Source organism: Snodgrassella sp. M0110 (genome assembly GCF_016101465.1).
In the GTDB taxonomy this organism is placed as follows: domain Bacteria; phylum Pseudomonadota; class Gammaproteobacteria; order Burkholderiales; family Neisseriaceae; genus Snodgrassella; species Snodgrassella alvi.
Genome location: NZ_JACFQM010000001.1, coordinates 344,301 through 364,585 on the forward strand (window position 1 = coordinate 344,301; position 20,285 = coordinate 364,585).

Here is a 20,285-nt window from a genome sequence, read left to right on the forward strand (position 1 = left end):
ATAATGACAGAAAAATTTCATGCAACTGGTTTGTCCTCATGGCTGCAACATCTGGAAAATGGTGTGGCCGGCGGCGAAATTGAAATGGGGCTGGCCAGGGTAGGTGCTGTTCGTGACCGGATGGGTTTAAAGCCGGTATGTCCGCTGATTGTTGTTGGCGGAACCAATGGTAAGGGTTCGGTATGTGCCTATCTGACACAGATTTATCATGAAGCCGGTTATCGGGTTGGTACCTTAACCAGTCCGCATTTGTTACGTTTTAATGAACGTATTGCGATTAATGGTGAAGCTGTTGCTGATGATCTGATTGTCAGTGCGTTTGAGCATATAGAGACAGCACGGGCTGAGATACCGTTAACCTATTTTGAGTTTAATACGCTGGCTGCCGTAGATGTATTTATACGCCAGCAGGTAGACGTAATGATACTGGAAGTAGGGCTGGGCGGGCGGCTGGATGCCGTTAATATATTTGATGCCGATGTGGCGGTGATTACCAGTGTTGATTTAGATCATGAGGCATTTCTTGGTGATACAGTAGAAAAAGTGGCATTTGAAAAAGCAGGCATTATGCGTGCTGGAAAGCCTGTAATTTGTGCTCAGATTCCTGTACCGCACAGTCTGTCATCGCATGCTGCAGAGGTGGGGGCAGATTTACTTTTGCTTGGCCGAGATTTTGATTGCCATAAGATGGAAATGCAGCAGTGGTCGTATCGTTTTCATCCACAAGAAAGTAGTTTATATACAGGTGAACATGCCCGTCATGCTTTACCGATACCAGTATTGCGCGGTAATTTTCAGCTTAGTAATGCAGCTTGTGCTTTAACTGTACTGGAATGCTTGTCTGAACGTTTGCCTCTGGATATTGGCGCAATTAAGCGCGGCTTGTTGCGCGTACGCCATCCGGGAAGATTTCAGGTGTTGCCCGGACGACCGGTTACGGTACTGGATGTGGGGCATAACCCTCATGCAGCACGGGCATTGCGCAGCAGTCTGATTGCTTTACCCTATGCAGAAAAACGCATGGCTGTATTCAGTATGCTGGCAGATAAAGATATTGATGTAGTTCTGGAAATTATTAAAGACCAGTTTGACTGCTGGCTGATAGCTCCGCTTGCTTTGCCGCGCGGCATGACTGAACAGGCTTTACAACAAAAATTTATTCAGCATAATATTACTGCTGTGACAGCTTATCCTGATGTTAAGGAAGCTTATCAAGCTGCTTTATCAGAGGCAGGTGAGAATGATAGAATTGTTGTATTTGGTTCGTTTCACACGGTAGCAGAAATAATAGATTTATCATCTCGGTAAATTCTGAAAATAGAAACAATAAGGACAGAGGAGTTAGTGATTAATGAATGCGCAGGAAAATTATGAACAGCTGAAACGGCGCAACAGGCGCCGTTTAGTAGGTGCATTAATTATGGTGGTCATTGCTGCTATATTGCTGGTTATTATGCTGAGCCGTCGCACTCCTCAGCCTGTACCGGCACCGCAGCTTGATGTCAGAACTGCTTCATCAGCAAATGCAGCGTCAGGTACCACAGCTATGGCTTCTCAGGTTAATGTTACCGCTCAGGTACAATCGGCTTCAGCGATCGTACTGGAACCGGTACACGGAACAACTGCATCTGCGGGTAGTACTCCTATTAACTCAAATCACGCGTCAGGAAGAACTGAACATCAACCTGTATCCAGACCTGCTGTGCATACAGATATTCCGGCTAAACTAAGTGACATACCGGTAAAAACTCCCGGTCCTGTGCAGACAGGCACTCAGCAGAATAATACAGATTCAGTCCATACCAGACCATCTTTACAGTCATCAAGAACTCCGGCTGAAAATAAGGTGATAAATAAAGAGGCTGCTGAAAGTAAAAAAATTGAAAAAAATATGCCGGTTCCAGTGAGCACTGCAACTGGGAGCCATTCTAAAACAGATGCCGTAGTAGCCAAACCAGCTAATAAAACACCGACATCTGTAAAACCAGCAGTGCCAGCAAAACCGGCAAATAATCCAACAGGCGGTAAACTGACACCGCAGCAGATATTGGAAAATAAAGCTGCCGGTACAATGTCTAAAAATTCTGCTTCTGGTCAGAATCGGAGCAGTGCTACTAGTAGCAGTAACAAACCGCCTGTGGAGCGCACAGTCATTCAGATTGGCGCTTATACCACTGAAGCACAGGCAAGCCTGGTACAGCAAAGGCTGGCGGCTGTTGGTGTGACCACGAGTATAAGCAGCCGGCAGACTAGTAAAGGCACACTGTATCGGGTACGCAGCCAGGTTTATAATAATCGCAGTCAGGCTTTGCAAAATCTGGATAAAGTGCATGCTGCAGGTCTGGACGGACTGGTAATTGGTTTATAGGAAGTTGGTATTGCATGACCCTTTTTGATGTGCTGGCTCTCGGCCTGATATTGTTAACAACTCTGGTTGCTATGATGCGCGGACTGGTAGGCGAAATAGCTTCACTGTTGTGCTGGATAGTGGCATTTGTCGGAGCCAGGCTGCTGGCAGCTCCTGTGGCTGATATGGCTTTTACCACCATGCAGCCACGGGCACTGGCTGTTTCATTGTCATTTATAGTGATATTCGGTGTGTTATGGATTATTCAGCGTCTGATGCGTACACTGATAACTTCGGCATTGAAATCGATTGGGCTTGGCGGAGTTAACCGTATGCTGGGTGCCTGTTTTGGTGCGATTAAAGGAATTATTATTGTTACTTTGGTGGTGTTGATATGTTCTTTTACTGATTTGCCGAAATCCCCTGTGTGGCGGGATTCATTTTCAGCAGGGATGTTTGAAAGGCTGGCGATGGTGGCGGTGCCTTATCTGCCGTCTTTTCTTGCTGATAAACTGAATTCACCATCGGTATAACAGCATGAACATAAGTAACCAAATACAACGCGCGTTTTTAATAACAAAAAACGCGCGTATTTATTTGTCTTGAATGGAGAAAGTAATGTGTGGTGTATTGGGTATTGTGGCACATGAACCAGTAAATCAGCTTTTGTATGATGGTTTACAGATGCTGCAACATCGTGGACAGGATGCTGCCGGAATTGTTACCGCTGAGGGTACTATGTTTCACATGCATAAAGGTCGCGGTATGGTACGTGATGTATTCCGTACCCGTAATATGCGTGAACTGATAGGTAATGTTGGCATTGCTCATGTCCGTTACCCGACAGCCGGAAATGCCAATTGCAGTGCTGAAGCGCAACCCTTTTATGTAAATTCCCCTTTCGGAATTGTGCTGGCACATAATGGTAATCTGACCAATACCGGGGAGTTATTTAAAAATGTCTGTTTTACTGAATTACGCCATGTAAATACCCGCTCTGATTCTGAAGTGCTACTTAATGTACTGGCACGAGAGCTGGAAAATCAGGTAGGTAATCGTACTGCGCTGGCTTTATCGGATATTTTTGCTGCTGTGGCCGCATTGCATAAACGGGTACATGGTGCGTATGGTGTGGTGGCATTGATTGCCGGCTATGGTTTACTGGCTTTTCGGGATCCGCTCGGTATCCGGCCTCTATGTCTGGGTAAAAGGGAAGAGAACGGTCATACAGATTATGTCGTTGCTTCTGAATCAGTAGTGTTTCCAAGTCTGGATTATGAGCTGGTACGGGATGTGGCACCCGGTGAAGCTATATTTATCAGTAATGAAGGTCAGCTATTTTCACAGCAGTGCGCACAGGAACCACATTTGATGCCCTGTCTGTTTGAATATGTATACTTTGCCCGCCCGGACTCTGTAATCGATGGAGTATCGGTATATCAGGCTCGTCTGAATATGGGGGTAACATTGGCAGAAAAGGTAAAACGGACACTGGATTTAGCAGACATTGATGTAATTATGCCTGTACCGGACACCAGCCGTCCCAGTGCTATGGAGCTGGCTTTGCATCTGAATAAGCCTTACCGGGAAGGACTATTTAAAAATCGTTATATCGGCCGGACATTTATTATGCCCGGGCAGGCTGTGCGTAAAAAATCTGTGCGGCAAAAGCTTAATCCGATGAATTATGAGTTTAGCGGTAAAAAAGTTCTGCTGGTAGATGATTCTATTGTACGCGGGACAACCAGCCGGGAAATTGTGGATATGGTGCGTGAGGCAGGAGCGATAAAAGTTTACTTTGCTTCCGCCGCGCCGGCTGTATTGTTTCCGAATGTTTATGGTATCGATATGCCAACCCGGAAAGAATTGATTTCATACCGGCGTAATGCAGAGCAGGTGGCTGCAGAAATTGGTGCCGACGGCGTTGTATTTCAGGATCTGGCTGATTTGAAAGATGTCGTTTTAAAGCTGAATCCGCAAATTGAAGGGTTTGACAGTTCCTGTTTTGACGGCCGTTATATTACGGGTGATGTTGATGAAGCTTATCTGCAACGTCTTTCCGATGATAAAAATGCTCTGGCCAGCTCATTTGTTGTACCCAGTTTGATTGAACACAGTGTCAGTGTGCAGGAAGATGAGGATGAAGAGGAATAAACTTATATTTTAAATTCTGAGGCTGAACGGACAAATAACAGAATTGCTGAATGTTCGATTTTTCAGCGGATTTAATCAGTAAATTGTCTATAGCTGTTCGGGGATAATTATTTTGTAAACAGACAGTAATCAATAAAGCAGCCTTAATGGCTGCTTTATTTAGTAGGTCAGATTTAATTAAAGCTTTTATCTGCTCCGCAGTATTCAATAATCAATAATAACTTTCATGGCTTTTTCATCTGCAGCATGCTTAAAGACATCATAAGCTTTTTCTAGTTCATTAAAGTGGAAATGGTGAGTAGCCAGCTTTTCCATCGGCAGTTTGCCTGAGCAACAGGTTTTCAACAACATGCCGGTAGTGTTGGCGTTAACTAGACCTGTGGTAATGGTAAGATTTTTAATCCAGAGTTTTTCCAGCTCAAAGTTGACTGATTGCCCATGTACACCTACGTTAGCCAAGTGTCCGCCTTCTTTTACCACACGCTGACAAATATTCCATGTGGCTTCAAGCCCGACAGCTTCCATAGCGCAGTCTACTCCGCGGCTGCCGGTGTATTCCAGAACACGCGCCACCGCGTCTTCACTGGCAGAATTAATGATTTGCGTGGCACCCAGCTCTTTTGCCATATGCAGGCGGTTATCATCCATATCAATCATGATAATCTGGGAGGGAGAATATAGTTGTGCGGTCAATAAACAACTCATTCCTACCGGGCCGGCACCGACAATGGCTACGGTATCACCGGGTTTAACATCACCATATTGCACGCCAATTTCATGTGCAGTAGGTAAGGCATCTGACAACAAAACGGCCACATCTTCATTTAAATTTGCCGGTAATCGGTAGAGTGAATTATCTGCAAAAGGGGTACGAACGTATTCAGCCTGAGTACCATCAATCATGTAGCCCATAATCCAGCCGCCACCACTCTGGCAATGTGCATAAAGCTGTTTCTGACAGTTTTCACAAGTACCGCAGCGGCTAACACAGGAAATAATGACTTTATCGCCTTTTTTAAAGTTTTTAACCGCACTTCCTGTTTCTTCAATAATACCAATCCCTTCATGCCCGAGAATGCGGCCGTTGAATTGACCGTTTTTTTGAATGGCGGTTTGTTCAATTTCCGGATTTTTTCCTTTCCAAATACCCAGATCGGTACCGCAAATGGTCGTTCTGGTTAAACGAATGATTGCATCAGTTGGTTCGATAATAACTGGTTTAGCCCGTTCTTCAAAACGAATGTCACCTGCTCCGTAGTACACCATTGCTTTCATATTGTTTACTCCATAAACCATTGAAAAATAATCCAGATATTTTTCTAGAAACCTCTTAATATGATTGTAGTGCAAAGAGATTCACACTACAATTTACCTGAGTATTTTCTTTAAAAGGTTTGTCGGATTATTAATCTGCCTCAAGTTTGAGCGATTTATCGCTATAAAGACAAATAGAATTATGGAATAATAGGTAGTTTGAAATAATAATAAATATCAAGTTCAAACATACACTTCTGAGGCAGAACAGTCTGAAAAAATCCGCAGACTGACTACGGATTTTTATGTTAAATCACTAAATTATTAAATTATTTTTTTCGATACGGGTTTGCCATCCAAACCTTCCATCATGTCGGATAATTCGTCTGCATGATCTTCTTCTTCGGCAAGAATATGTTCGAGCATGCGTTTGGTGGTGGTGTCATAATCGCTGACATACATAATGGTCTGCCGGTAGAGATCAATCACAATACGTTCTGCAATCAAATCTGACTCTACCATATCCCGTAAAGTTTCTCCCTCAATATATTCTGTCGGTGAGCGCTGAATAAACACATCCGGGTTCAAATCCGGCTCACCGCCAAGCTGGGTGATACGTTCAGCCAGCATAGCTGCGTGTTTTTGTTCCTGCTCTGCATGTTCCATAAATTCTTCTTTAACTGCATCCATAAACAGACCGGTTGCCATATAGTAATGCCGCAGATAACGCAGTACACATACCCATTCTGAAGCCAAAGCTATATTAAGCAGTTCGATTACCCGTTCCACATCCAGCTCATACGTAGAAGTAACCGGTCCGTCTTCATAATTTTTGCGTGCATTTTCCCTTAATTCTTCAGTGGTGCTGAATTTAATATCTCTTTTTAGCGGTTTGCGTTTGTTCATGCTTATCTCCTTATTTATCTAAACAAGTTACGGTTTGTTGCCTTGTGTTCCTTTTATAACCGTAACTGATTGTATAAGTTGTTGTCTATGAAAGTATTTTTAATATAAGTAATAATTAGCTGAATTTAATCGCATATTGTTTATTTAAATGTTTTCTTCTAAATATTTAATATATCAAGTCAAATATAATTAATTTCTGAAGCATATATTTATGTTATATGAGTAAAAAATCTAAAAAAATTATTCTTTATGCGTAAAAAATTTATTTATTTTTAATGAGATACTGCTTTAATGCCTTTTATAGCCAGTATTTCGCCGGTTTAAATCAATATTTTAAATAAAGCTATAAATTATTTATTTGGTATATTTATTTATAATTTACCAATCTGAAATTAAATACATAATAGTGCGGAATATTAAAATAGATAAAAATAATCTTATTTGGTTAATAAATATATAGACAAGTAAATCAGTAATTTAGACCATTTATCATGCCTGAATGCTAAACCTGAACTGAATAAGCAAATCAATGTTCATTAAGGTTATCAAGAAATATTAATAAAAATGAAATTTAAATTTTTATATTTATTTTTCAAATTAAGATAAAGGAACAGCCAGTATGAAACATTCAGCTTTAATGCTTAAATCAATAGTGATTGCTGTTTCATTTGCTTTAACGGCATGTGGTGGTGGCGGTGGTAGTGGCAACGGTGGCGGTGTTCATTCTGATTCCACCGAAACTGGTGGTAAACCGGGCGGAAACAATCCCGGTACAGGAGAAATACCGAATGACGGAGAAATTACTCCGGAGCCAGTTAATCCTCCTCCGGTTCAACCAGATCCAGACAAACCAGATCCAGACAAACATGATCCGGTAGACCCGACTCCGGTAGATCCCACTCCGGTAGATCCCACTCCGGTAGATCCGGCTGATAATATTCCCGTTCCTTCATCCAATCCTTCGAGAATGGATAGTTCCGAATCAGCAATAAAAGTTCCGTTGAGTAAAAACCAGTATCCCCGCAGTGAATACGGTGAGGATAATGCACAGGCTAACCTACTAAATCTGAAAGATGCGCGAGATCAGGGGCTGGATGGTAAGGGGGTGAAGGTCGGTATTGTTGATTTGCCAATCGATGTTAATCATCCGGCTTTACCTGACAATGTTGTTGATCTGGGACAGTTCGGGACACCTTATAATGGTAAAGTTTACCCGCATGGTGATGCGGTAGCTTTAAATATCGCCGGTAAAGATGTCAGAGGTAAAAAAATTGGAATTGCTCCGGAGGTGCAGATTTATTCAGCCAGTGCAACAGATAGCCGTGGGCCGGGTTTAATCAATTTACTGGCTACCATAAATGCGTTTTACGCGCTTGATAAAGCTGGTGTGAAAATCGTCAATAACAGTTACGGCGCTAATTATTACAGTAATAAGCAATGGTATACTAATATAGCTAAAGCTTATTTAAATGCAGATAATCCTGCTGATAAATCTGCATCCTATATCGGTCGTTTTGTTTCACTGGTTCAGGATGATATGCTGTTTATCTGGGCAGCTGCCAATGACGGGCAAAGTCAGCCCAGTATTGAATCGTTATTTCCTTTAATTGAACCTGAATTGCAGAAAGGCTGGATTGTTGTTGCTGGTGTAGATAGCGATAATACAATTGAAAAATTTTCCAACAGATGCGGCGATGCTAAAAATTGGTGTATGGTGGCTTATTATCAGTATGAGATTGCTAATTTGTACGCAAAGCCCGGCGATGATATTAATGCATTGCCACTAACCAGTGTCACGGGAACTTCATTTTCTGCTCCGCAGGTTGCTGCCGCTGCGGCACTGGTTAAACAAAAATATCCCTGGATGACCAATAATAATTTACGAACCACACTACTGACGACGGCCACTGACCTGGGTGCTAAAGGTGTAGATTCAGTATATGGCTGGGGATTACTAAATATTGGTAAGGCGGTTAATGGACCGGCACAATTTGCCTTCGGTGATTTCTCAGCAAATGTAACCGACGGCAGCTATGTATTCAGTAATGATATCAGCGGGCAAGGCGGGCTAATCAAAGAAGGTACCGGAACACTGATATTACAGGGTAATCATACTTATCAGGGTAAAACGCAGATTAATTCCGGTATGCTGGCTGTGAATGGCAGTAGCCAGTCTGCAACGCAAATTGGTAAAGATGCTGCTTATCTGGTTAAAGGCTTTACTGGTTCAGTAGATAATGCAGGAACTTTTATTAGTCGGGATGCCACTGTTAATGGTAGTTTTAACCAGACGGCAGAGGGTACTTTTCAGACCAGCCTTGGCAGCCGAACTACTGTCAATGGTACTGCCAGCCTGGCCGGCAGATTATATTTCGATGCGCTTAAAGCCGGTTTTGTGCCACAGACAGGGATAAAAGTAGCTGTTATTAATGCACAAAAACGCTTCGGTGAATTTGACTCAACTGAATTTTCCGGCGGAATTCTGCTAGATGGTAAAACGGTTTACGATGACAATAATGTAGATTTTGATATTACCCGCATTTCTGCACAAAAAGCTGTTATGAATAATGGTCTGTTAACCCGCAGTATTGCCGATCCGGCAATAGAGTCCGCTGCCAGAGCTGTGGATACGGCTTTCAGCCAGCTGGATGGTATACCTGCTGTGGACAAATATAGTGAACAGGATAAGGAGTTATTCGATGGTGCGGCCAGAATTCAGAATGTACAGTCCGCTCAGAGTTTAAGACGGTCGTTATATTCTTTATCCGGTGCGGTTTACAGTAACGCTAATATGGTCAGCACTCTGACATTAGGAAAACTGAATAGTGACTTTATGTCTTCAATTCAGAATGACTCTGATGAGGTTAACGTGATTATGGAATTTAATCATTCACAGAATCGCTGGAATCCCACTGTTGTCAGAGGAAAACAGAATACTAATAGCGGTATATTCGGTATTAGTAAAAAATTTGGTAACGGATTATCTGCAGCGATGGCCTATACTTTTCAAAATACCGGCTGGAATGAACAATATGGCAATGCTGATATTAAAACCAATGGTTTAACAGTAGGTTCATTTTATGCGCCGCACCGATGGAATGGTGCTTACATATCCGGCAGCTTTGGATATAACCGTTTTTCCAATGATGTCAACCGGCAAATATGGCTGGGTGAGTCGGCAGCAGCCACGGGAGCAAAAGCCAAAGGTAAAGTATGGCAACTGGCTTTTAAAGGAGGTAAAGCATTTTATCTGAATCAATTGATTCTGACACCGCAGCTAGGTCTGAGATATGATTATTTGCAACAGAATCATTTTAGCGAAGACGGGGCAAACGGTTATGGTTTATATGCCCGAAAGCTTAATAAAGGCGTTGTAGCCGGTTCGGCCAGTATTCTTACTCAATATCGTTTTGGTATAAGGGATACTGTGTTTGATATTTTTGGACTGCTGGGTGTTGAACATGATTTTCGCGACAGAGAATATGCAATGCGCGGAGGTTTTGCCGGAATACACGGAAATGAACGTTCCGGTAAATGGGCTCCAGCAAAAACACGCTGGAATACTGCTGTAGGCGGAAATGTACAGATCAGGCCTAATCTGAAAGCCGGTATTCAGTATCAGTATGAAAATGGTAGCCACTGGCACAGTAATTCAGGAATGGCAAATTTAAAAGTTACTTTCTGATTATAGTGAGTATAGAGAAGATAATGAACAGAATTTCAGATTAATTGAAATTCTGTTTTTTTTATGCAAATCAACATTTTAATCAGATGGTATGCTTTATAAATTCATATTTTATTAACAATGTTAAGTTAATGAATAAGTGTATAATGTAATTGCTAAAAAAGAAAAAACAGGCATTGTGAGAAAGTCTATCTTTTTCGTAGAGAAATAGTATATATAGATTTATTTTTTACCGGATCGATCATATGATTATTAAAATAAAAACTAAAGTCTTTAAAATACTTCAAGTATTGATTATAGTAATCGGAATTGATGCTTATAATTTATATATAAATAGAATAACAAATCCTCTGATAATCCTGAATATTGCCTCTCTTTTCTATCTGATATATAAAATTAAGGATGAATTTGAAAAGGCAAGAGGATTTGGCAAATATATTATAGAAATTACTGTAGAGTGTCTGACTAAAGAAAAAAAAGGAAATAAGACATGCTTTGAGTGGCAGAATTTTTATTCAGTCATTAAATTTCACAATAGAATCTATTTGTATTTAAAAAGAAAAAATTCTTTCAGACCATATAAACGTTTAATATATTTAGACAGCAAGGATTTTGCCAGTAAAGATGAATTTAATGCCTGTTTCGAAAATTGTAATACATATATTAAACAGGCAAATAACAAGTTCCTATGACTAAATGTGCAAAAAACGACAGAGAGTCTGTTTTAAAACACTTTGTTTGCGGTACAACAACTTTCTGTTTATAAAAAAGACAGGCTGATCTGATAGTCAAGACGAATGCTCAGTTCAAATTATAAGTGTTGTAGTTATAAAAAAAGAACCCGCCATTAAAATTTATAAGCCGAATGTAGGAGAGAAGCTTATAGATAAAATGGCTGGGTCAGGGAAATAAATAGCTTAGATATTCAGGTATTAATGGTAACAATAAAATTAATTTTTGTCTACAAATATTTTCTTTATTTAACCGGTAAATTAAATATAGCTTTGATATGTTTAAAATACTTTTTTCTTTCTTTATTTTTGTAACTGACTATGTGAAATAGAATTAATAAAATTAGTAATATATTAACAAATCTAGATGTGATTTTATTTGTATGACTTGATGATCCAGTAACCAAGCAGACGTCGATACGAGTTCATAATGAATTTTGAGAAGTAAAATAATTTTAGCTGAAATACTGTATATCCTGATTGCTACAGATTGTTGTTTATTGGTTATAAAAACTACTAAATGCGGTTTATAACAATATGTATTCCCGTTTCAGTGCATGTATGACTATTTTGTTGTTAATTGGGGGTTATGATTAAATTATGACAGATTAGGCATTTATATTTAAAATAGTTATACTGTTTGAATTAAACATCGTTGGTTTTGTGGAATTTTGCATATGGCTATTTTGTCTGGAACCAGAACGATTCAGAAAGTGGCCCGTGATTACAGCCAAAGTATTCTGGCGTTTAGTACGGGCAAAAATGCTGTTGCTGCTTATCTGGCAATCAGAGATAGCTTTACAGAGATTTATCCCTATTATTTGTATCTTGTACCCGAGCTGGAATTTGTAGAAGAACAGCTCGATTTGTATGAGCGTCAGTTTGATTTCAAAATTACCCGTTTGCCGCATCCTGCACTGTATCAGATGCTCAGGGCACATGTTTTTCAGCCTCCGGCTAATGTAGCTGTGATTGATAAGGCAAAATTAGAGGATTTTGATTTTACCGATATCCGCCGGATGATGTGCAGAAAATTTAATTTACCGCATAACACACCGGTAGCGAATGGTACCAGAGTGGAACACAGTTCCAAACAGCGCCTGAGTATGCAGAGACACGGATCGATTGTGAAAAGTCAGTGTCAGTATTATCCGGTATGGGACTGGAAAAAAGGGGATTTGCTCCGCTGTTTTAAGCAGCATAACATCAGGCTGGGAAGTGATTACAGGGTGTTTGGCTGCTCTTTTGATAGTCTGGATTTACGTTTTTTATTACCTGTTAAAGAACTTTATCCGGAGGATTACCGCAAAATTCTGGAGTATTTTCCGCTATGTGAGTTGGAAATTTATCGCTGGGAATGTGCTAATGGAAAAAGATAATACAATAAAAGTCAAAGTATCTGCACAACATGATTTGAGCAAAGAGGGGCAGCATAATAAATCTGAACCGGTTTCGTTTTCGGTGCATGCTAACCACTATGCGGATACAGATGCTATAGGACAGATGAGAGCGTTGAAAGAAGAATTTCAACAGGTAAAAAAAATGCCAGCACAGCTTAGACAAAGGGTGACCGATAGTGAATACTGGTGTGCCCTCTGTTTTCAGACTTATGAACAGCTGATGGTTTTTCTCGGTGAATTGAAAATACCGGTTTGTGAGAATAAATATATTGACGGGCAGTTACTGGCACAGAAAATGGGTATTGAGCTACCCCCTGGCGAAGTGAGATTTCGTTTGCCTGGTTATATTGATAAAGATTTCCAGGAGTTAGCAGAAAAAGAGAAATAGAAATCTGTGACATATAACTGCCGTAGGAACCGGATAACAGCTCTGTTTTTCCGAACAGAGCTGTTTTATTGAGTACATTTATACAATAGCCGTGCGTTTATCCCATTCTTTGCTCAGACGTTTTGCTGAAACCGGATAGGGTGTTTTCAGCTCCTGAGCAAACAGGGAGACGCGCAGTTCTTCCAGCATCCACCGGAATTCGGCAATGGCCGCAGGTACCGGCTGATTTTGTTGCCGGTATTGCTGTACTTTTTTTTGCCAGGTATCAGTAAGTTCCTGAATGTCGTTTTCCCGCGCATTATCACGTGCCGGATTACTGCCGTATTTATCCATACGCCTGAGCATGGCTTGCAGATAAACCGGCAGACGCGACCACTGTTGCCATGGTGTAGCACTGGCAAAACCCGGATAAACCAGACTGTTCAGATGCTCACGCAGAAGCGGGGTTAACGGGTGTTTACCCAGATGGCTGCTGACTTCAGTATAAGCCTGCGCTGTTTGTAGGGCATATTGATTAACAGCTTCTTTAACTGCTGGTAAACGGCTGCGGGCACGTTTTATCTGTTCTTTAAAAGCTTTTTCATCACGCGGCAGTTCATCTTCACCTATCAGAGCCCGATCCAGAACGGCATGAGTCAGGTCTTCACGCAAAGTATCAGTACCCAGGTGTTTAAGCAGCATGGCGATTTGGGTGAAGTCGGGCAGACCTTTATTCAGATCTTTAACCTGTTCTTTCAGTTGTAGACTCATCAGAGCAAGTACGCCGCTGCGGTGTGCCTGTTCGGCAGCTGCCGCTGTATCAAACAGCCTCAGGGAAATACTGCCGTTTTTTTGCAGTTGCAGGCCGAGATAGCCGGTAAGCTGTTGCTGAGCACGGGCAAATTTGATGCTTTCCGGTAGTTTACCTATATCCCAGCTGGTAATGTTATCTCGCTCAAACTCATTGCTGTTGTCACGGAAAGTAACCGCAGCCGCCTGTCCGAGCTGTTGTTGCAGGCTAATAAGATCACGACCGCTGGCCAGTTCTGTACCGCTGTCATCAATCACCTGAATATTGAAATAACAATGTGCCGGCAGTTGCTGGGTTTGCCAGTGTTCGACGTCTATCTGGTTAAGCAGACGCATGTCTCCGGCCTGACGGGCAATGGCCTGTGCCAGCTGAGGAAGTAAAGGTGCATTGATATCGGGATGACTGCTGAGAAATGTAGTGATGAAATCAGGTACCGGCACGCAGATACGGCGAATTTGTTTGGGTAAAGCTTTTATCAGTAACTGCAGTTTTTCACGAATCATGCCGGGAACCAGCCATTCCAGTCTGGATGCATTGATGCGGTTAAGCAGTGGCAGAGGTACAGCTATAGTGACACCGTCAAACGGATGATGGGGTTCGAAACGGTAGCTGAGCGCGCAGCGACCATCTGTAGTATCAAGATATTCCGGAAACTGGCTTTCAGTAACATTACTGGCTGCATGTTGCATCAGGTCGTCACGGCTCAGATACAATAGTTTCGGGTTTTCTGCCTCAGCCTGTTTACGCCACATTTCAAAGGTACGGATATCAGCCAGCGGCAGAATACGGCCTTTGTTTTCTACATTTGCCGGCAGACGCTGGTCGTAGAAACTGAACAGTGCTTCTTCATCTACCAGTACATCCTGCCGGCGTGATTTATGTTCCAGTTCGGTGATTTCTTCGATCAGTTGATGGTTATGCCGGAAAAAAGCTGCTTTAAGATCGCATTCCTGCGCTACCAGTGCACTGCGAATAAAGATTTCGCGTGCTTCTTTGGCATTGATGCGCCCATAGGCGACCGGGCGGCGGGGCAAAACAGTGAGACCGTAAAGAGTGATGCGTTCACTGGCCACCACTTCACCGCGTTTCTGTTCCCAGTGGGGTTCAAAATAATGATAGCGCAGAAGATGAGGTACTTCGCTTTCAATCCATTCCGGTTCAATCTTGCCGACATCACGGGCATATAGTCGTGAGGTCTCGGTTAGCTCAGCAGCAATAATCCATTTAGGCTTACTTTTAAACAGAGCGGATGCCGGAAAAAGGTGAAAATGAATTCCTCGTGCACCGGTATAGTCGTGGCCTTCGGGGCTTTTCAGTCCGACATTGGCTATTAGTCCGGTCAGCAGGGCACGGTGAATTTGTTCGTAGCTGGCTTCTTTTACCTGTTGCCGTTGCTGACGCTGCTGCCGGCGGACGATTTGCTGCCGTTTGAGTTTTGCGGATAAATCCTGATCACTATTGTCAGTTATGGCTGGCTGGGAATGATTGTCCGGTAATTGCCGGTAAGCTCCGGCCTTATCGGTAAGTTCCATATCTATGGCAATTTGTGCCAGCTGGTGATGCAGCTCGCGCCATTCGCGCATACGCAGATGAGAAAGAAAATATTGATGACACCACTGCACCATCTGACGATTGGATAACCCTTTGTCACGTTCGCGCTGATAGGAATCCCAGATATTCAGATAGGCGAGAAAATCCGACTGCTTATCGTTAAAACGTTCATGTGCTTTGGCAGCAGCTTCACGAGCTTCCATTGGTCGTTCACGCGGATCCTGAATCGACAGCGCAGCCACAATAACCAGCATTTCGGCAACGCATTGCAAGCGTTTCCCCGCCAGCAGCATGCGGCTAATACGCGGGTCTACTGGCAGACGTGCCATTTGCTCACCAAGTTTGCTTAGCTGATTATGTTCATTTACTGCGCCCAGTTCGAGCAATACTTGATAGCCGTCATTGATATAGCGCTGGTCAGGTGCTTCGAGAAAGGGGAATGCACTAACATCGCCGAGTTTCAGGCTGATCATGCGCAAGATTACAGCCGCCAGATTACTGCGGATAATTTCCGGATCTGTAAAGGCAGGGCGCTGATTAAAATCCTGCTCGCTGTAGAGGCGTATACAGATACCGGCGGCAACGCGACCGCAACGGCCGGCGCGCTGACGAGCCGCAGCCTGACTGATAGGTTCGATATGCAGTTGTTCGACTTTAGCACGGGCTGAATAGCGTTTTACCCGCGCCAGTCCGGTATCGATAACATAGCGGATACCGGGTACGGTGAGTGAGGTTTCGGCAACATTGGTAGCCAGTACGATACGCCGCTGACGACCATTGGGATGAAAGATTTTATGCTGTTCGGCTGCTGACAGGCGTGCAAATAGAGGCAGAATCTCATCATTGCGACGCAAAGGTGATTGCTGTAATGCATGTGCTGCTTCGCGAATTTCTCTTTCACCCGGCAGAAAAATCAAAATATCACCTTCACCTTCTCGTGCCAGCTCATCTGCGGCATCGACAATGGCATCATTGATTTCTATTTCAGCTTCGTCTGCATCTGTGGTGTGCAGCGGACGGTAACGTACTTCTACCGGATAGGTACGTCCAGATACTTCAATCACCGGTGCTACTACACCGTTCTGTGTGAAATGTTTACTAAAACGTTCGGCATCAATCGTAGCAGAGGTAATGATGACTTTCAGGTCTGGGCGCCGTGGTAGCAGTTGTTTGAGATAACCAAGCAGGAAATCAATGTTCAGGCTGCGTTCATGCGCTTCATCAATGATGATGGTATCGTAAGCACTGAGAAAGCGGTCAGTCTGGCTTTCTGCCAGCAAAATGCCGTCAGTCATCAGCTTGATGTAGCTTTCCGGCGCAGTTTTGTCATTGAAGCGCACTTTATAGCCGACATGCTGTCCGATCCGGCTATGCAGTTCTTCAGCAATTCGTTCGGCTACTGAGCGTGCGGCTAGCCGCCTTGGCTGAGTGTGACCAATCAGTCCGGCTATTCCACGGCCTAGCTCAAGACAGATTTTCGGTAACTGGGTGGTTTTACCGGAACCGGTTTCACCACAAACGATAACGACCTGATGCTGACTGATTGCCTGCTTGATTTCTTCGCGTCTTTCATGCACAGGCAAAGTGTTATCGTATTCGGGTACAGGCAGTCCGGCCAGACGTTGCAGATAAGCCTGATGAGAGTGCTGGTAACGGCTGTTTACTTTTTTCTCGCCACCGAAACGGGCAGGATTTTTACAGGCTCGATACAGGTAATAGCGGTCTTTACTCAGGATTTGGTTAAGTTCGTATACAGACATGGCACAGAGATTGCCGGAAAATTAGTAGTATGTGTATTATACCAAATCTGCCAAAACTGCTTTTTTACAGGCATTCCATGGCAGATTTATTTCTTAGAATCAGATAAAGATATAGATGAACAACAAGATAATAAGAATACAGATTTTTAATTGCTATGCGGAATAGTTATTATGTCTGGGCCGGAAAGCAGCAGAAAAATTATTTTAATAAACACGCTGGTACTAAGTTATGCGTATTAGCATAACTTTCAGTTTGGCTTTTGGCCTTGAATCTATGCGTTTCTAGTGATGCGGGTGTTGCCGGCGCCAGATTTTCGCGCCAATCATAATAAATACGCCAAACAGAAAAGTACACACCAGCCCCATAAAAATGAGCATAATCCGTGCCATTGACATCCGTACGGCAGCATCATTTCCCAAAAACAACCAGATAAACCATGCAGCCAGTACGACAAACAAAGCAATCATGGCAGTAATCAGCCCCGTCATTTTGCGTGAACCGGGGATATTATTGTTTTGCATAATAAAGCCTGCTAGAAGTGATGGATAACAAGAGGTTTCCCTTTATGGCTGACAACTTCTGTATCCAGATTAAATATGGTTTGAATATGGTCTACAGTAATAATATCTTCTGGTGTACCTTGCATAACAATCTGCCCGTCTTTAAGAGCAACAATATGGTCAGCATAGGCTGCTGCCATGTTGATGTCGTGAACCACCATAATGGTAGCCAGACCCTGTTCGCCGGTAAGCTGGTGTAATAAACGCATCAGCTCACGTGCATGATACATATCCAGATTGTTAAGCGGTTCATCAAGAATAACATGTTTGGTTTGCTGGCAGAAAGTCATGGCTACCAGTGCGCGCTGGCGCTGACCGCCGGAAAGTGCACTAAGATAACGCTGTTGCAATGGTTCCAGCTCAAAGCGCTGTAAAGCCTGATCAACAATTTGCTGGTCTTCTGCAGTGATGCGTCCCTGATTATGCGGATAGCGGCCAAACAGTAATAAATCACGTACGGTAATACGGCTCTGTATGTTGTTCTCTTGCGACAATATAGCCAGTTTTTTGGCTATGGCAGTTGATTTGCTGTGGCTGACTTCAAGTTCATCAATATGGATATTGCCTTCCTGTAAAGGTTGCAGGCGTGCAATCAGTGAGAACAATGTAGATTTACCTGCACCATTGGGACCAATCAGCGCAGTAATGCTTTTATCCGGAATATCAAGATTAATATCGCGAAGAATGGGTGTACCGTTGATGTGGTGGTTAACATTTTTTATGGTAATCATAATGCTGTCAGGTTAAATCGGTGCAAAAATGGTGATGATAAAAAAGCTACTGTTGCAGCCTAGCGTTTGCGTTTTAATACCAGCCACAGAAACACAATGCCGCCGCAAAATTCAATAACGGCACTCAGTACGCCCTGCATACCAAGCAGCTGCTCAAATATCAGCTGTCCGCTGACCAATACCAGTGCCGCAACCAGAAATGCTGCCGGCAGCCGCAGCTGATGTTTCATATCGGGGGTGCAGGTATTAACCAGTGCACATATCAATAAACCGAAAAAACTGACCGGACCGACCAGTGCAGTGGAGACCGAAACCAGCAGAGCAATCCATAATAAAATGCTGTGGTTCAGCCGTACATAGTTAATACCCAGTGCAATAGAGGCATTACGTCCGAGCATAAGAACATCGAGCTGATAGCGCATCCGCCAGATCCAGACTGTACTGAACAGCATGATACTCATGCCGATAATCAGCATGGTGACATTCACGGAGGTAAACTGGGCAAAATAACTGGTTTGAGCAACCGTAAACAGAGTAGGGTCAATCAGGCGTTGCAGCAGACTATTGAAACTACGAAACATGACTCCGAAAATCATACCGGTGAGTATCAGTCGGGCCAAATCACCGTTACTGTTCCGGGTTAAAGTGCGAAACAGCAGGAGCGAGGCAACCATCATTATGGGTGCTTCGATAACAAATTTGCTCAGCACACTCATACTGGTGAATCCTACTGCACCGAATACAAACAAAGTAATGGTTTGCAGCAACAGATAAAGCGAATCGTAGCCAAGTAATCCCGGTGTAAGAATAGGGTTATGGGTCAGAGTCTGGAAAAGTAAAGTGGATACACCAACTGCGTAGGCAACAGTAAGCAGCATCAGCAGCTTTTTACCGCGCAGTTGCAGTACAAAATCCCAACTTCCTTTAACGCCATATGTCATAAACAGAATACTGGCAATAATTAACAGAATACCGAGCACACCGAAAAAACGTGCACCGGAGCGATGTGACGGCATGGTGGAATTAAACTGCATGTACAGAAGGCTTTCTAAACAGCAAATACAGGAAAATCACGGTTCCGACGATACCGAAAATCAGAGACACCGGTATTTCATAAGGCGGGTCGATAGTGCGGCCGATAATGTCACAGATCAGCAGAGCGTTGGCACCCAGGAGTGCAACTGCGGGCAGATTCTGACGTAAACGGTCACCTGCCAGCCGGGAAATAATATTAGGCACTACCAGCCCGATAAAAGGAATCTGTCCGACTGTTACCACGACAATGGCAGTAATCATGGCCACGGTAATCAGGGAAATCCACATCATTTGTGCATAGTTGATTCCGAGGCTGGTACTGATATTCTGTCCCAGACCGGCAATGGTAAGCCGGTCAGCCAGAAAATAAATAACTAATGTCATCAGACCGGTAATCCACAGCAATTCGTAACGTCCGGCGAGTACTGCAGAAAAATCACCGGCAAACCACACCGCCAGCAATTGCAGGGTATTGGTTTCCACGCCGATAAAATTCACCAGTGCTTCAATAATACTGCCATAGATTATGCCGATTAGCGGAATCATCAGTTGTCGGTGTGCAGGCAGACGCCGAAATAAAAATAAAAACAGCGTCATCCCCAGCAAAGCAGCCAGACTGGCGCAGCTCATTTTGGTCAGCTGACTGGCCTGCGGCAACCAGATGGAGACCAGTAATACCCCAAGTGCTGCACTTTGGGTAGCACCAACCATACTCGGTTCCAGAAAACGATTGCGCAATACTATCTGTAACACCATACCCGCTACGGCCAGTGTGGCTCCGGTGAGAATAATCGCCAGAGATCGGGGTAAACGGCTATACAAAAGCAAAGAACGGGTATCACTACTGATAAGCAGATCACCCCAATGAAAAGAAGCTGCGCCAATACTAATGCTGATAATCAGTAAAATAGGTAACAGCAAAAAATTGATTGCATTAATCTGAGAGGAACGAAGCATATGACAGAAAAAATACAGACAACAGGTTTACGCTA

Annotated in this window: 15 protein-coding genes; 8 read left to right on the top strand and 7 right to left on the bottom strand. The window is 43.2% G+C overall.

The annotated features are described in order from the left end of the window. Nucleotides 1-3: 3 nt before the first annotated feature. The 4 genes from folC to purF all read left to right on the top strand — a co-directional run bounded on the left by folC (nt 4) and on the right by purF (nt 4,501). Nucleotides 4-1,308, top strand: a complete 1,305-nt coding sequence (gene folC, locus H3T84_RS01620) for a bifunctional tetrahydrofolate synthase/dihydrofolate synthase (protein WP_198217393.1) — start codon at nt 4-6, stop codon at nt 1,306-1,308. A 43-nt stretch (nt 1,309-1,351) separates the two neighbouring features. Then, complete coding sequence (locus tag H3T84_RS01625; RefSeq protein WP_198217395.1) at nt 1,352-2,368, top strand: SPOR domain-containing protein; 1,017 nt, start codon at nt 1,352-1,354, stop codon at nt 2,366-2,368. Between the two features lie 14 nt (nt 2,369-2,382). Further along, nucleotides 2,383-2,880: a CvpA family protein gene (locus H3T84_RS01630; RefSeq protein ID WP_198217397.1), complete on the top strand. Its 498-nt coding sequence runs from the start codon at nt 2,383-2,385 to the stop codon at nt 2,878-2,880. An 85-nt stretch (nt 2,881-2,965) separates the two neighbouring features. Next, nucleotides 2,966-4,501 (top strand): amidophosphoribosyltransferase, encoded by a 1,536-nt coding sequence (gene purF, locus H3T84_RS01635; protein WP_198217398.1) that lies wholly within the window; start codon nt 2,966-2,968, stop codon nt 4,499-4,501. Between the two features lie 204 nt (nt 4,502-4,705). Here purF and H3T84_RS01640 read toward each other — a convergent pair whose 3' ends face one another. Both H3T84_RS01640 and H3T84_RS01645 read right to left on the bottom strand, forming a co-directional pair. Then, complete coding sequence (locus H3T84_RS01640; RefSeq protein WP_198217400.1) at nt 4,706-5,776, bottom strand: zinc-dependent alcohol dehydrogenase family protein; 1,071 nt, start codon at nt 5,774-5,776, stop codon at nt 4,706-4,708. Nucleotides 5,777-6,079: 303 nt separating this feature from the next. Further along, on the bottom strand, nt 6,080-6,661 hold the full coding sequence (locus tag H3T84_RS01645; protein WP_100116071.1) for a bacterioferritin: 582 nt from the start codon (nt 6,659-6,661) through the stop codon (nt 6,080-6,082). 619 nt (nt 6,662-7,280) lie between these two features. On the opposite strand from H3T84_RS01645, the gene H3T84_RS01650 reads away from it, so the two are divergent. The 4 genes from H3T84_RS01650 (at nt 7,281) to H3T84_RS01665 (ending at nt 12,865) form a co-directional block, all read left to right on the top strand. Further along, nucleotides 7,281-10,346 carry a S8 family serine peptidase gene (locus H3T84_RS01650; protein ID WP_198217402.1) on the top strand — a complete coding sequence of 1,022 codons (3,066 nt, stop codon included), beginning with the start codon at nt 7,281-7,283 and terminating at the stop codon, nt 10,344-10,346. 245 nt (nt 10,347-10,591) lie between these two features. Continuing rightward, complete coding sequence (locus H3T84_RS01655; protein WP_198217404.1) at nt 10,592-11,038, top strand: hypothetical protein; 447 nt, start codon at nt 10,592-10,594, stop codon at nt 11,036-11,038. A gap of 716 nt (nt 11,039-11,754) precedes the next feature. After that, the gene (locus tag H3T84_RS01660; RefSeq protein ID WP_037475107.1) at nt 11,755-12,456 is read left to right on the top strand and encodes a phosphoadenosine phosphosulfate reductase; all 702 of its coding nucleotides are present in this window, start codon (nt 11,755-11,757) and stop codon (nt 12,454-12,456) included. Then, nucleotides 12,443-12,865, top strand: a complete 423-nt coding sequence (locus tag H3T84_RS01665) for a hypothetical protein (protein ID WP_198217406.1) — start codon at nt 12,443-12,445, stop codon at nt 12,863-12,865. The genes H3T84_RS01660 and H3T84_RS01665 overlap by 14 nt, the downstream gene beginning before the upstream one ends. A gap of 78 nt (nt 12,866-12,943) precedes the next feature. Here H3T84_RS01665 and hrpA read toward each other — a convergent pair whose 3' ends face one another. The 5 genes from hrpA to H3T84_RS01690 form a co-directional block, all read right to left on the bottom strand. Then, entirely contained in the window at nt 12,944-16,966 is a 4,023-nt protein-coding gene (hrpA, locus tag H3T84_RS01670; protein ID WP_198217413.1) for an ATP-dependent RNA helicase HrpA, read from the bottom strand. A 282-nt stretch (nt 16,967-17,248) separates the two neighbouring features. Next, the gene (locus H3T84_RS01675; protein ID WP_198217415.1) at nt 17,249-17,488 is read right to left on the bottom strand and encodes a hypothetical protein; all 240 of its coding nucleotides are present in this window, start codon (nt 17,486-17,488) and stop codon (nt 17,249-17,251) included. 11 nt (nt 17,489-17,499) lie between these two features. Then, entirely contained in the window at nt 17,500-18,258 is a 759-nt protein-coding gene (locus tag H3T84_RS01680; RefSeq protein ID WP_174833774.1) for an ABC transporter ATP-binding protein, read from the bottom strand. Between the two features lie 59 nt (nt 18,259-18,317). Next, nucleotides 18,318-19,274, bottom strand: coding sequence for an iron chelate uptake ABC transporter family permease subunit (locus H3T84_RS01685; protein ID WP_084585016.1), 957 nt, complete (start codon nt 19,272-19,274; stop codon nt 18,318-18,320). Between the two features lie 7 nt (nt 19,275-19,281). After that, on the bottom strand, nt 19,282-20,250 hold the full coding sequence (locus tag H3T84_RS01690; protein WP_198217417.1) for an ABC transporter permease: 969 nt from the start codon (nt 20,248-20,250) through the stop codon (nt 19,282-19,284). Nucleotides 20,251-20,285: the final 35 nt, after the last annotated feature.

Bases quoted from the DNA above. Each gene is read 5' to 3' on its own strand.
- purF (WP_198217398.1), top strand. From the start codon at position 2,966: ATGTGTGGTGTATTGGGTATTGTGGCACATGAACCAGTAAATCAGCTT.
- H3T84_RS01680 (WP_174833774.1), bottom strand. From the start codon at position 18,258: ATGATTACCATAAAAAATGTTAACCACCACATCAACGGTACACCCATT.
- H3T84_RS01685 (WP_084585016.1), bottom strand. From the start codon at position 19,274: ATGCCGTCACATCGCTCCGGTGCACGTTTTTTCGGTGTGCTCGGTATT.
- H3T84_RS01690 (WP_198217417.1), bottom strand. From the start codon at position 20,250: ATGCTTCGTTCCTCTCAGATTAATGCAATCAATTTTTTGCTGTTACCT.
- folC (WP_198217393.1), top strand. From the start codon at position 4: ATGACAGAAAAATTTCATGCAACTGGTTTGTCCTCATGGCTGCAACAT.
- H3T84_RS01640 (WP_198217400.1), bottom strand. From the start codon at position 5,776: ATGAAAGCAATGGTGTACTACGGAGCAGGTGACATTCGTTTTGAAGAA.
- H3T84_RS01650 (WP_198217402.1), top strand. From the start codon at position 7,281: ATGAAACATTCAGCTTTAATGCTTAAATCAATAGTGATTGCTGTTTCA.
- H3T84_RS01660 (WP_037475107.1), top strand. From the start codon at position 11,755: ATGGCTATTTTGTCTGGAACCAGAACGATTCAGAAAGTGGCCCGTGAT.
- H3T84_RS01675 (WP_198217415.1), bottom strand. From the start codon at position 17,488: ATGCAAAACAATAATATCCCCGGTTCACGCAAAATGACGGGGCTGATT.
- H3T84_RS01645 (WP_100116071.1), bottom strand. From the start codon at position 6,661: ATGAACAAACGCAAACCGCTAAAAAGAGATATTAAATTCAGCACCACT.
- H3T84_RS01630 (WP_198217397.1), top strand. From the start codon at position 2,383: ATGACCCTTTTTGATGTGCTGGCTCTCGGCCTGATATTGTTAACAACT.
- H3T84_RS01625 (WP_198217395.1), top strand. From the start codon at position 1,352: ATGAATGCGCAGGAAAATTATGAACAGCTGAAACGGCGCAACAGGCGC.
- hrpA (WP_198217413.1), bottom strand. From the start codon at position 16,966: ATGTCTGTATACGAACTTAACCAAATCCTGAGTAAAGACCGCTATTAC.
- H3T84_RS01655 (WP_198217404.1), top strand. From the start codon at position 10,592: ATGATTATTAAAATAAAAACTAAAGTCTTTAAAATACTTCAAGTATTG.
- H3T84_RS01665 (WP_198217406.1), top strand. From the start codon at position 12,443: ATGGAAAAAGATAATACAATAAAAGTCAAAGTATCTGCACAACATGAT.